The sequence below is a fragment of the Streptomyces sp. Root1310 genome, assembly GCF_001426425.1.
In the GTDB taxonomy this organism is placed as follows: domain Bacteria; phylum Actinomycetota; class Actinomycetes; order Streptomycetales; family Streptomycetaceae; genus Streptomyces.
Genome location: NZ_LMEQ01000023.1, coordinates 515868 through 528483 on the forward strand (window position 1 = coordinate 515868; position 12616 = coordinate 528483).

Consider the following 12616-nt stretch of genomic DNA (forward strand, 5'->3'; position numbering starts at 1 on the left):
CCGGTGCCCGTCGGGGCAACGCGGCCTGCCCCGGCGGCTCCTGACGGACGGCGTCCGCACCCGTAGCGTCGAGCAGTGAGTATTTGGACTTCCCTCGAACCTTCCTCGGCCACCGTGGACCCCGGTGGCAGCACGACCGTGCGGCTGCGGCTGCGCAACACCGGCGACGTCGTCGACGAGTACCGCTTCGAACCCGTCGGCGGCCTCGCGCCCTGGACCACGGTGGAGCCCGCTTCCCTGCGGCTGTTCCCGGGGACGACGGGGACGGTGGAGCTGACCTTCGCGCCGCCGCGCACGCCCGACGCGACGGCCGGCCCGAACCCGTACGCGATCCGGATCACCCCGACCGAGCATCCGGAGGCGACGACGGTCCCCGAGGGGAATCTGACGATCGCGCCCTTCACGGAGGTACGGGCCGAACTCGTCCCGCCGACGGTGAAGGGCCGGTTCCGGGGACGGCCGAAGCTGGCCGTCGACAACCTCGGCAACACGAAGCTGACCGGGTCCCTGAGCGGCAGCGACAACGGTGACCAGCTGTCCTACGAGCTCCAGCCGAGCAGCTTCCAGATCGAGCCCGGCCGGGCCGCGTTCGTCAAGGCCACACTGAAGCCTCGGCAGATCATCTGGTTCGGGTCCAGGACGGAACGGCCGTACACCCTCGCGGTGAAACGGTCGGGGGTGGCGCCGCTCACCGTCGACGGCACCTATGTGCAGCGGAGCTTCCTGCCCGGCTGGCTCACCAGGCTGTCCGGGATCCTCCTGGCGCTCACGATCGCCTTCGTGATGCTGTGGATCGCCTACAAGCCCAGGGTCACCAGCTCCGCCCGGGAACTGCAGGAGGCCGCCGCCAGCACACTGGCGCCCTCCCCTTCGGCGCCGCAGGCCCCGCCTTCGGCACCCGCCGTGTCGGCCACGCCCGCCGCGTCCGCCGCGCCCGCCGCGTCGGCCCCGGCACAGAACGGCGGAGGCGGAGGCGCGGCGTCCCCGTCGGCCACGAAGAAGGCCCCGAGCGTGCTGCCGGCCTCCGACATCATGCTGCGCAACCCGACCACCAAGATGTGCGCCGACCTCCCCGCCGGCGACGACGCCGACTCGGCGGGCCGGGTGGTGCAGGCCACCTGCGACGAGAACAGCGCAGGCAGCCAGCGGTGGAACCTGGAGGTGCGGTACCCGAAGCTGGGCCCCGGCGGCTCGGCGCTCTTCCAGATCCGCAACGTCGAGGACCAGAAGTGCGTGGATCTGCCGGACTACGGCGCCAAGCCCATCAGGTCCCCGATCCTGGAGTACGCCTGCGCCGGGACGACCGCCGACAACCAGCTGTGGTGGCTCGACAAACAGGACGACGGCAACTACTGGATCCGCAACTACGCCAGCAACAACGCGTGCCTGGACGTCGCCGGATACAGCACCGGCGGCAACGGAGAACACCTCACGCTCTTCACCTGCTCCAACACCGACGACCAGGAGTGGCAGATCGTCCGTCCCTCGGATTCCTGAGACACCACCCCTCCCGGACCGGTCGCCGTCGACGGCGCCGAGCGAGCGGCGGCTCCGCGACGAGTGTGCGCAGGCGGATCCGGGGGAGAGGTGGAGGAACATGAGCACACCGTTCGCAGGAATGACCGCGGGCATGGCCGAGGACACGGCCGCGCCGTACACCGCGCACACCCGCCTGCGCCGCAGTACCCGGAGGCACCGGAGGTGCCATGTCCGCTGACCCGTACACCGGCGGGGTACGCCGTACCTTCCTGCACCGGGGGCCCGCCGCCTGGTGGCCGGCGCTGCGGCGTACGCCGATGTCCCTGTGGAACGACGACATCACGGACTACGCGGCCGCGCTGACGTACTACGCGATCCTGGCCGTGCTCCCCGCGATGATGGCCACCGTCCTCGCGTTCGGGATGATCAGCCCGGACACGGCGGAGGAATTCGTCACCCACGTCACGATGTACGCCCCGGCCGAGTCCGGCGCCGACCTGCACGCCGTGCTGTCCCGTGCGCTGGGCGCCGACCGGGGCGCCTGGCCCCTGCTGGTGGCCGGGGCGACGAGCGCCCTGTGGTCGGCCTCCAGCTATCTCGCCGTCTTCCGCCGCGCCCTGCACCACATGCACCGGGTCGAGGACCGGCGCTCCCCCTGGCGCAAGGCGCCCCGCATCCTACTGACCGCCCTCGCTCTGCTGGGGCTGCTCCTCGCCGGTTCCCTGGTCCTGCTGCTGACCGGTCCGCTGGCCGAGGCGGCGGGCCGGGTCGTCGGCGTGGACGCCACCGCGACCTGGGCCTGGAGTGTGCTGCGCTGGCCGCTGCTGCTGTGCCTGGTCGCCCTCCTGGTCGTGGTCGTCTTCCACACCGGTCCGGCCCCGGCCCGCCTGCGCGGGCGCAGTCTGCCCGGCGGCGTGCTGGCCGCCGCGCTGTGGCTCGTGGTCTCCGCGGGCTTCGCCTGGTATGCCTCCGGCCTGAGCGCGTACAGCAGGCTCTACGGCTCGCTCGCGGGCGTCGTGGTCTTCCTCGTCTGGTTGTGGTTGTCCAACCTCGCCCTGCTGACCGGGGCGCAGTTCGCCGCGGAACTCGCCACACCGCGCGACCAGGACACGGCCAGGCCGTCGGGCGTGCCGTAGCGCTCGGCGGCCGGGCCGGCCGGCGGCAGCTCCGGGAAGCGATCTGCTCGGCGGGCCGCGGGGTGCGTCACCGGCTGTGCGTCACCGGTCGTGCGTCACCGGTTGTACGTCACCGACCTGGAAAAGTTACCGACCGGTCGGTATCGTGCCCGCCATGACCACCGTCGCTCCGGACCCGCGCGCGGGCCGCCACTGTCACAGCACCCTCAATTCGCTGCACGCGACGCACTACTTCTCCCCCGACGTGGGCCGGGAACTGGGCGCGCTCGGCGTCACCCATCCGCGGGCCGTCAACTTCGCCGTGCGGGCGGCCGCGTTGGGGCCGGTGGGAGCCGGCGCGGTGACGGCGACGTTCTACAACTACAAGCACACGCTCGTCGCCCGGTACGTGCCCGCCGTGTGGGAGACCGCCACGCCTCGACAGGTCCTGGCCGCGCGCACGCGCGCCGTCGACACGACGCTGCGCCGCCTGCTCGGCGCGGACGTGATCGCCTCCGCGGAGATGGCGGAGGCGGCGCGGCTCGCCCTGCGCGCCACCGAGGCCTGCTCGCGCGGCGCCCGGCCCCTGTACTCGGCCCACGCCGACCTGCCGGTCCCCGAGGAGCCGCACCTGGCGTACTGGCACGCGGCCACGCTGCTGCGCGAGCACCGGGGCGACGGGCACCTCGCGGTGCTGATGGCCGCGGGACTCGACGGTCTGGAGGCCATGGTCACCCACACGGCGACCGGGAAAGGCATGTCGCCGAAGTGGGTGCTCGACACCCGCGGCTGGAGCCGGGAGGACTGGGACGCGGCGGTCGGCCGGCTGCGGGAGCGCGGCCTGCTGGACGAGGACGGGGAGCTGACCGAGCAGGGCCGCGCGCTGCGCCAGGAGATCGAGCGGGAGACGGACCGGCTGGACCTCGCCCCGTACGCACACCTGGGCGCGGAGGGTGTGGCCCGGCTGACCGAGCTCGGCACGGGCTTCGTACGCACCGCGCTGACCGCCGGCGCCTTCCCGGCGGATCTGCTCGCCAAGAGCTGACCTTCCGGACGCGGCGCGAGGGGGGCGGGCGGACCGTCGGCGCGGCGCGCGGGCGGCTCGCGTTCCGCACGCGGCGCAGGGCCGGACGGGCCATCGGCGCGGAACGCGGGCGACACACCCTTCCCCACGCGAGCCGGAGCCTGGACGGGCGTCCGCGCCGAACCCGGGCGACACGCCCTTCATCACGCGAGCCTGAGCCCGGACGGGCCGTCCGCGCCGAACCCGGGCGGGGCAGCCTTCCTGACGCGAGGCCGAGCGTGGGCGGACCGTCGGTGCGCCGCCCGCGCCTCGCCTCAGCTCACGGCCGCCTCCGTCATCCCCGGCTGGTCGAACTGCGTCCGGTGCAGCTCCGCGTACCGTCCGCCGGTCGCGAGGAGTTCGTCGTGCGTGCCGCGTTCCACGACCCGGCCGGACTCGACGACGAGGATCAGGTCGGCGGCGCGCACGGTCGACAGCCGGTGGGCGATGACGATGGCCGTTCGGTCCGCGAGGGCCTCGGCGAGGGCTTCCTGGACGGCCGCCTCGGACGTGTTGTCGAGGTGCGCGGTGGCCTCGTCGAGGATGACGACACGCTGGCGGGCCAGCAGCAGCCGCGCGATGGTCATGCGCTGGCGCTCACCGCCGGAGAGGCGGTAGCCGCGTTCCCCGACGACCGTGTCGAGGCCGTCGGGGAGGGAACGGACGAGGTCGTCGAGGCGGGAGCGGCGCAGGGCGTCCCACAACTCGTCCTCGGTGGCCTCCGGACGGGCCAGCAGGAGGTTCGCGCGGACACTGTCGTGGAAGAGGTGGCCGTCCTGGGTGACCATGCCGAGGGTGGCCCGCAGCGAACCCGCGCTCAGGTCACGGACGTCGACCCCGCCGATCCGGACGGCGCCCGCGTCGACGTCGTACAGGCGCGGCAGGAGCTGGGCGACGGTCGACTTGCCGGCGCCCGAGGAGCCGACGAGAGCGACGGTCTGCCCCGGGGCGGCACGGAAGGAGACGCCGTGCAGGACCTCGGCGCCGCCGCGGGAGTCGAGTGCGGCCACCTCCTCCAGGGAGGCCAGGGAGACCTTGTCGGCGGACGGGTAGCCGAAGCGGACCTCGTCGAACTCGACGGAGACGGGCCCCGGCGGCACCTCGCGGGCGTCCGGCTTCTCCTCGATGAGCGGCTTCAGGTCGAGCACCTCGAAGACCCGCTCGAAGCTGACCAGCGCGCTCATCACCTCCACCCGGGCCCCGGCGAGGGAGGTCAGCGGGGCGTACAGGCGGGTCAGGAGCAGGGCGAGGGCGACGACGGCGCCCGGTTCGAGGGTGCCGTTCAGCGCGAGGCGGCCGCCGAGACCGTAGACGAGGGCGAGGGCCAGGGCGGAGACGAGGGTCAGGGCGGTGATGAAGACCGACTGGGCGGTGGCGGTACGGACGCCGATGTCCCGGACGTGGGCGGCGCGGGCCGCGAACTCCGCCGACTCCTCCTCGGGCCGGCCGAACAGCTTGATCAGTGTGGCGCCGGGGGCGGAGAACCGCTCGGTCATCCGGGTGCCCATCGCCGCGTTGAGCGTGGCCGCCTCGCGCTGCATGCCCGCCATCCGGCTGCCCATCCGCCGGGCCGGGATCACGAAGACCGGCAGCAGAGCCAGTGCGAGCAGGGTGACCTGCCAGGACAGGGTGAGCATGACGGCGAGGGTGAGCACCAGGGTGACCAGGTTGGAGACCACTCCGGAGAGGGTGTTGCTGAAGGCGCGCTGCGCGCCGATCACGTCGTTGTTGAGTCGGGAGACGAGCGCTCCCGTACGGGTACGTGTGAAGAACGCGACCGGCATCCGCTGCACATGATCGAACACGGCCGTGCGCAGATCGAGGATGAGCCCCTCCCCCAGCGTCGCCGAGAGCCTCCTGCCCAGGATGCCGAGCGCCGCCTCCAGCACCGCGATGACCGCGATGAGCAGCGACAGGCGGACGACCGCGTCCGCGTCGCCGTGCGACACGATCGCGTCGACGACCCGCCCGGCGAGGACGGGGGTGGCGACGGCCAGCAGCGCGGTCAGCACCCCCAGCAGGACGAACAGCGCGATCCGGCGGCGGTGCGGGCGGGCGAACGCGCCGATGCGGCGCAATGTCACCCGATCGAAGGGGCGGCGTTCCTGTCGGGCGTTCATGACGCTGTAAAGCTGCGTCCAGGCGGTGCTCTCCATGCTCATGGGAGTGACCGTAAGACCTCAAGGAACCTTGAGGTCAACCGTCTTCCCGCATCCTCGACGGCAAAGGATCGGACAAGGGATCGGCCGAGGGACCGGCCGAGGGACCGGCCGTGGGGCCGGACAGCGGTTCAGGCACAGGATCAGGCACAGGATCAGACGAAGGACCCGATGACCGTACGTAATGTTCCGTCCCCGCTTCCGCAACCCGCCGTTGGCGCCGTGCCGAGAACCTCTCCGAGTGTGACAGCGGTTCCCGTTCCCCTTCCCCCGGACAGGGCGGCCCGGCGCCTGCCGGTACGCCAGATCCTGTGTGTGCTTCCGCTCCTGCTCGTCACCGTGGTCGCGGTGCGGCACCGGTCCGTTCTCGTCGAGGGCTTCGCACAGTTGCGGAGCGCGCAGTGGCCCTGGCTGCTGGCCGCGCTCGGAGCGACCTGCCTGACGTGGGTGGCGGCGGCCGTCACCCGGCAGGGCGCGGTGGTGCAGCGGCTGCCCGGACGGCGACTGCTGGCCGCGCAGTTCGCGGCCGGCGCCGCCAACCACCTGCTGCCGACAGGGCTCGGCGCGAGCGCGGTCAACCTGCGGTTCATGACCGTGTGCGGAGTGCCCCTGGCCCGCTCCTCCGCGGCCCTCGTGCTGTATCTGATGGCGGAGGGCGTGGCCCGGGTGGGCCTGCTGACCGTGCTGCTACTCGTCTTCCCCGACGCGCTGCGGCTCGGCTCCCTGCTGCCCGGCGGGGCGCTCGGCCCGCTGCTCGGCGTCCTCGGGGCGGCCGTGCTGGTGGTGGCGGGCGCGCTCGTCCTCGTACGGCGGCTGCGGTCGGCGGTGTGCTCCTTCCTGCGCACCGCGCTGGGAGAGGCGCGCTCGGTGCACTCCCGCCCGGCCCGGGCGCTGGCCCTGTGGGGCGGCTCGCTGGCGTTCCCGGTGCTCCAGGCGGCCGGACTGGCCGCGGTGGGGCAGGCGTTGGGGCTGCCGGTGCCGGTGGCGCACATGGCGGTCGCGTACCTGGCGGCGACGGTGGCGGTCGCGCTGGTCCCGACGCCGGGCGGGATCGGTTCGGTGGAGGCGGCGCTGATCGTGGCGCTGGTCGCGGCGGGCGGTCCGGTGGCGGTGGCCACGGCCGTGGTGCTCGGCTACCGGATCATCACGGTGTGGCTGCCGCTGGTGCCGGGGGCGCTGACGCTCGGCGCGCTGGTACGGATGAAGGTCATCTGAGGCACCCGCGAGGCCGCGAAGCGCTCAGGGCAGGACGCTCACGTGGACGGGACCGCCCTCCGGGTCGACCCGGTGCGTCCAGCAGGCCGGCAGGCGCAGGGTGCGGTTCGGCAGGGCGGCCGTCCACAACCGTTCCCTGTGCAGGACGCGCCCGTTCTGGGTGACGCGCAGGACGGGGCGGGTCAGGCGCGTGGCGGTGCGCAGGACGTAGGGGAGGCGGTCCGCCGTGGTGACGCGGTTCGGGGCGATCCAGCGCAGCGGCGGGTCCACGACGAGCGGCACGGCCCCGGAGCGCTCGGCGCCCACGGGCCGACCGGTGCCGGCGCGGTGGTCGGTGCCGGCGAGGTGGCGGGTGGCCGCGAACCGGTCGGTGGCCGCGAACCGGTCGGTGGCCGCGAACGGGTCGGTGACCGCGAGGTGGTCGGTGACCGCGAGGTGGTCGGTGACGGCTCCGGCGGCGTGGGCGCCCTCCCGGACCGCGGTCGCCGCGCTCTCCACGGCGTGCAGCAGGCTGCCGACGGCGAAGACACCGGGGCGCGAGGTGCGCAGGGCGCCGTCGACTGCCGGGCCTCGGGTGCCGGGATCCAGGGCGAGCCCGCCGCGCCGGGCCAGTTCGTGGTCGGGGACGAAGTCGCCGGTGAACACGACGGTGTCGCAGGAGAGTACGGCCGTACGGCCGTCGCGGTGCCGTACCCGCACGCCCGACAGGCGCCCCCGGCCCAGCAGTTCGGCGACCGTGGCACCGGTGAGGAGCGGGGTGCCGTGACACAGCCGGGAGCCGGCGGCACGGGCCGGGGCGGTCTGCGGGCCGGGCAGGTCGGTGAGCATCGCCACGACCGTGGCACCGGCGGCCCGTACGGTGTCGGCGGCGGCGTACGAGACGTCCTGCGCGCCCACCACCACCGCGCGTGTACCGATCCGCTGCCCGTAGAGGTGTACGGCCTGCTGGAGTTCGCCGGTGGTGTAGACGCCGGCCGGACGGGTGCCGGGCACCAGCCGGGCCGCACGGGGGCGTTCGCGGGCGCCGGTGGCCAGGACGACCGCCCGCGCGGTGATCGTCCCGGGCCCCTCGGCGCCGAGGGTGTGCAGGGCCAGCGGGCCGGCCCAGTCGAGGGCCGTCACACCGGTGCGGAGGGTCGCCCCGGCCTGCCGGGCCGCGGTGACCAGCAGCCGGGCGTACGCGGGGCCGGTGAGGGGATGCAGCAGGGTCCCGTAGCCGCCGTGCGCGCCGTGCCGCGGCGCTCCCCCGGCCTGGGTCTCCCGGTCCACGATCTCGACGCGGCCCGCTCCGGCGGCGGCCAGCCGGGCGGCGGTCGCGAGGCCCGCGGGACCCGCGCCGACGACCAGGACGTCCACCTGGCGTACTCCGGTCATGTCCGGGCCTCCTCCAGCAGGGCCCGCACGGCCGCCCCGCAGTGGAAGCCCTGACAGCGGCCCGCGCGGGCCCGGGTGCGGCGGCGCAGTCCGTCGAGGGTGCGCGGCGGGATCGTATCGGCGAGGGCGTCGCGGATCGCGCCCCGGGAGACACGTTCGCAGTGGCAGACGAGGATGCCGTACTCGGGGCCGGTCCCTCGCCGGTCCATCCGGACGGGCCGCAGCGCGCGCACCGGTCCCGGGTCGAGGCCGGTCTCGGTCTCGAGCAGGCCGACGACGTGGGCGGCGATGGCGAGGGACGCGGTCAGACCGGTGGAGCGGATCCCGCCGACGGTGACACAGGCCCGGCCGGGGTGTGCGGTGATGCGGTAGTCGTCGTGCTCGGTGGCGGCGCGCAGTCCCGCGTACACGGCGGTGACCTCCTCGTCGAGGAGCCCGGGCAGGATGCGGCGACCCTGCGCGCGCAACCCCGCGAGGCCGTCGGCCGTGGAGTGCGTGGCGTGTCTGTCGTCCAGGTCCTCGGCGGTGGGGCCGAGCAGGACGTTGCCGTACACGGTGGGAGCGACCAGGACGCCCTTGCCGAGGGCCGTCGGCACGGGCAGCAGGATGTGGTGGACGAGAGCGCGGGCGAACGTGTCGAAGACGATGAGCTGGCCGCGGCGCGGGGTCACGGTGAAGTCGTCGTGGCCGAGCTGCCGGTCGAGCGTGTCGGCGTGCAGACCGGCCGCGTTGACGAGGAAGCGGGCACGCAGGGTGCCCCGGCCGGTATGGACCAGGTGCGTGTCGCCCTGCCGGTCCAGCTGCCGGACAGGGGAGTCGAGGTGCAGGTCCACGCCGTGCCGCACGGCCTGGGTGGCGTACGCCAGCGGGGTCGTCCAGGGGCAGATGACGCTCTCGCCGGGCACCTGCAGGGCGCCGAGCGCGCCGGGTCCCAGGTGCGGTTCGCGCGCGTACAGTTCGGCGGCCCCGAGCAGGCGCGCGTCCCGGTACGCGTTGCGCTCGGCCTTCTCCGCCAGGCGGGGCAGGGCGGCGAGCTGCTCCTCGTCCCAGGCCACGAGCAGCGCGCCGACCGGCTCGACGGGGATGCCGGACTCCGCGGCGTACGCGGCGAGCAGGGCGGCGCCCTCGCGGACCAGGCGGGCCTCCAGTGAGCCGGGGACCGCGTCGAAGCCGGTGTGCAGGATGGCGGTGTTGGCCTTGGACGTGCCCTGCCCGATGTCGTCCTGGGCCTCGACCAGGGCGACCTTCAGGCGGGGCCGGCGGGCCAGTTCGCGGGCGATGGCGCAGCCGACGACCCCGGCGCCGATGATCGCGACGTCGTACGGCGCCGTGGGCAGCGGCCCGGCGGAGGTCACCGTCATACCGGCTTCCTCTCCGGCAACGCGTCCACGGCGGCGCGGAACTCGCCCCGCCGCCGCGCCGCCTCCGCCGCCGGGATGCGCGGCTCGTACACGGCCGAGGGCCGGCTCTCGGGCAGCACGTCGGCGACGCCCAGACCGGGGGTGACGCCGAGGCGGGCCAGGGCGCCCGCGCCCAGGGCGGTCGCGTCGGGCAGCCGAGACACCTCGACGCGGCACTGCGCCAGATCGGCCTGGGTCTGCATGAGCAGGGCCGAGCGGGTCAGGCCGCCGTCGACCCGCAGGGTGGACACGGGCGTGCCGAGGTCGGCCGCCGCGGCCTCGGCCAGCTCCACGATCTGTGCGGCCAGGCCCTCGCACAGGGCGCGCACCAGATGCCCCGGGGTGGTGTCCAGGCCGAGTCCGGTGAGCGAGCCGCGCAGGTCGCCGCGCCACCAGGGGGCGGCCAGTCCGGCGAGGGCGGGGACGAAGGTGACGCCGCCGCTGTCGGGCACGGTGGCGCCGACGGTGTCGAGGTCGGCGGCGCCCTGGATGACACCGAGGCCGGTGAGCCAGCGCACGGCGGAAGCCGCGGTGTACACCTGGCCGTCGAGACAGTAGGCGGTGCGTCCGCCGAGCCGCCAGGCGACGCAGCCGACCAGTCCCGAGGCGCTGCGGCGGGCCGTGTCGCCGGTGGGGGCGAGAAGGAACGCCCCCGTGCCGTAGGTGCATTTGGCGACGCCGGGGGTGGTGACGCGTTGGGCGAACAGGGCCGCCTGCTGGTCGACGGCGAGGCCGGTGAGCGGGATCTCCGGGCCGAACGCACGGGTCGTGCCGACGGGTCGGGCGTTGTCGACGATGTCCGGGAGCCGTTCGCGGGACAGCCCGTAGAGGTCGAGGGCGCGCGGCGACCACCGGGCGTGGTCCAGGTCGAGCAGCTGGGTGCGCCCCGCGGTGGCGGCGTCGGTGACATAGGCGCCGGTGAGGCGGTGGACGAGCCAGGAGTCGCTGGTGGTGACGACTCCCTCGGTGGTGAGGTGACGTCGTATCCAGGCCATCTTGGGGGCGGCGAAGTACGGGTCCAGGGGCAGGCCGGTGAGGTGGCGCAACTCGTCGGCGTACGGCTCCAGTCCGGCGCAGACGGAAGCGGCCCGGCGGTCCTGCCAGACGAGGGCGTCGGTGAGCGGGCGGCCCGTGTCCGGGTCCCAGGCGAGGACGGTCTCGCCCTGGTTGGCGAGGCCGAGCGCCACGACGGGTTCGCGGGCCTCGGCCAGCGCGTGGCGGCCGGCGGAGACGACCGAGTCGTACAGCGCGGCGGGGTCGGCCTCGGCCAGCCCGCCGGACGGGTAGCGGGGGTGCACGGCGGCGAACCCGGTGCCGATCACGCCGCGTTCGGGGCAGATCACCAGGGCCTTGGTGCCGGAGGTGCCCTGATCGACGGCGAGTACCGGACCGGTCATCGCGCCCTCCCTGGGTGATCGCTCGGTGATCACGGGGCGACAGCCTGCCGTCGGGTCACGGGTCCCGTCAAGAGGCCCCCGACAGCGGTGGACCTGCCCTCGTTCGCTGGCTGATGGCCAGTCAAGTAAGGCGTGATGGGCGAGAGTTGGACGGGGCTCGGACGGGGAGTCGGATCAAGCCGGAAACGCGTGTGACGTGTATGTGGCGCCTCTATAGTGACGGCCGACCGACGCGATCTCCTCACCCGCCGCTCCATCCGCCGCCCCGAGGAGGGCTGTTGTTACTCCACCCTGCCGTCGTGCCGGTACCACGCCCGCGGGCGGGTGGCTGATGGCGAGAGACGGAGCGCGGCCGGTCTACGACCCCGCCGGGCACGACGGCGATCTGCGGGCCGCTCTCCAGGAGGTCCGCACCGGGCGCTGGCTGTCCATGCGCGTCCTTCTGGAGCGGACCACGGCGTGGTGGCAGTGGACGCGGCGCACCCAGGTGCTGGCCGCCGCGGCGGCCGGGACTGACGTGGTGCGGGCCTGGCTCGCCGAGGAACCGCACAGTGTGCCGGCCACGGTGATGCAGGCCCGGGTGGCCGTCGAGCGGGCGCTGCGGGCGGATCGCGAGCGCCATCTGCGTACGCACGAACTGTGGATCGAGGCCTGGGACCTGAGCCAGTCCGCGGCCCGGGCGGCGCCGCAGGACCCGGTGCCCTGGGTGTGTCTGCTGGCGCTGGCCCAGCTGGACCGCAAGCTGCTGTGGGCGGAGCACCGGGCGGCGCCGCCCGAGCCGAGCCTCCCGCCGGGCCCGTGGGGGCTGCTGGACGAGGCCGGCCGACGTGACCCGCACAACCGCGAGGCGCACCACCGCATGCTCCAGTTCCTGTACACGCAGGCGGGTTCCGGGCGGCTGGCCGGGGCGGCGGGCTTCGCGCACCGGGTCGCGGGCAGCGCCCCGCCGGGTTCCGCCCTGCACGTCCTGCCGCTGTACGTGCGGGCCGAGCGCTACCGGCGCGGTGGCGGACGTGGCGCCGCGCTCGACCTGCACTGGGTGGCCGAGGACGCGATCCGCGAGGCGCTGCGGGCGCGGAAGGGGTGGTTCGACCGCGCCGGTGCCGCCGAACGCTCGCCGCTCGACCTCAACCACCTGGCGCACGCCCTGTGGGGGGCGCTCCGGTTCGCCGACGCGGCGGAGGTCTTCGACGCGATCGGCCCGTACTGCACGCCGCTTCCCTGGGCGTATCGCGCCCCGGCTCCGGGGGATCACGCGGAGGCCGTGCAGGTGTTCCTCCAGGCCCGTACGCGCAGCCGGTCTCCGGCGCGGGGGCCCGGTTCCTGACGCCGTCCGCGTCCCTCGCCAGTCACCCTCCCTTCCCCCATCTCCCCTCCCCCATCGCCCCTCCCCCCTTCTCCCGCCCCTTCTCCC

9 protein-coding genes are annotated in these 12616 nt (G+C 74.5%); 5 read left to right on the forward strand and 4 right to left on the reverse strand.

Features of this window, described 5'->3' with window-relative positions:
• Positions 1-75 precede the first annotated feature (75 nt).
• The 3 genes from ASD48_RS26390 to ASD48_RS26400 all read left to right on the forward strand — a co-directional run bounded on the left by ASD48_RS26390 (position 76) and on the right by ASD48_RS26400 (position 3639).
• On the forward strand, positions 76-1497 hold the full coding sequence (locus tag ASD48_RS26390; RefSeq protein WP_057604192.1) for an RICIN domain-containing protein: 1422 nt from the start codon (positions 76-78) through the stop codon (positions 1495-1497).
• Positions 1498-1706: 209 nt separating this feature from the next.
• A complete protein-coding gene (locus tag ASD48_RS26395) occupies positions 1707-2615 on the forward strand; it encodes a YihY/virulence factor BrkB family protein (RefSeq protein ID WP_057604193.1) in 909 nt (302 codons plus the stop codon).
• Positions 2616-2769: 154 nt separating this feature from the next.
• Positions 2770-3639 (forward strand): hypothetical protein, encoded by an 870-nt coding sequence (locus ASD48_RS26400; protein ID WP_057604194.1) that lies wholly within the window; start codon positions 2770-2772, stop codon positions 3637-3639.
• 293 nt (positions 3640-3932) lie between these two features.
• Here ASD48_RS26400 and ASD48_RS26405 read toward each other — a convergent pair whose 3' ends face one another.
• Positions 3933-5813, reverse strand: a complete 1881-nt coding sequence (locus tag ASD48_RS26405) for an ABC transporter ATP-binding protein (protein ID WP_057604195.1) — start codon at positions 5811-5813, stop codon at positions 3933-3935.
• A 246-nt stretch (positions 5814-6059) separates the two neighbouring features.
• Here ASD48_RS26405 and ASD48_RS26410 point away from each other — a divergent pair, with 246 nt between their 5' ends.
• The gene (locus ASD48_RS26410) at positions 6060-7031 is read left to right on the forward strand and encodes a lysylphosphatidylglycerol synthase transmembrane domain-containing protein (protein WP_079073981.1); all 972 of its coding nucleotides are present in this window, start codon (positions 6060-6062) and stop codon (positions 7029-7031) included.
• 24 nt (positions 7032-7055) lie between these two features.
• Here the strand turns inward: ASD48_RS26410 and ASD48_RS26415 are convergent, their stop codons facing one another.
• From ASD48_RS26415 to ASD48_RS26425, 3 genes are read right to left on the reverse strand one after another with little or no spacing between them, the layout of a single operon-like run.
• Complete coding sequence (locus ASD48_RS26415; protein WP_057604197.1) at positions 7056-8405, reverse strand: FAD-dependent oxidoreductase; 1350 nt, start codon at positions 8403-8405, stop codon at positions 7056-7058.
• A complete protein-coding gene (locus tag ASD48_RS26420) occupies positions 8402-9766 on the reverse strand; it encodes an FAD-dependent oxidoreductase (RefSeq protein WP_057604198.1) in 1365 nt (454 codons plus the stop codon). The genes ASD48_RS26415 and ASD48_RS26420 overlap by 4 nt, the downstream gene beginning before the upstream one ends.
• Complete coding sequence (locus ASD48_RS26425; protein WP_057604199.1) at positions 9763-11202, reverse strand: FGGY family carbohydrate kinase; 1440 nt, start codon at positions 11200-11202, stop codon at positions 9763-9765. Before ASD48_RS26425 ends, ASD48_RS26420 begins: the two co-directional genes overlap by 4 nt.
• 331 nt (positions 11203-11533) lie before the next feature.
• Here ASD48_RS26425 and ASD48_RS26430 point away from each other — a divergent pair, with 331 nt between their 5' ends.
• Positions 11534-12529 carry a hypothetical protein gene (locus ASD48_RS26430; RefSeq protein ID WP_057604200.1) on the forward strand — a complete coding sequence of 332 codons (996 nt, stop codon included), beginning with the start codon at positions 11534-11536 and terminating at the stop codon, positions 12527-12529.
• Positions 12530-12616: the final 87 nt, after the last annotated feature.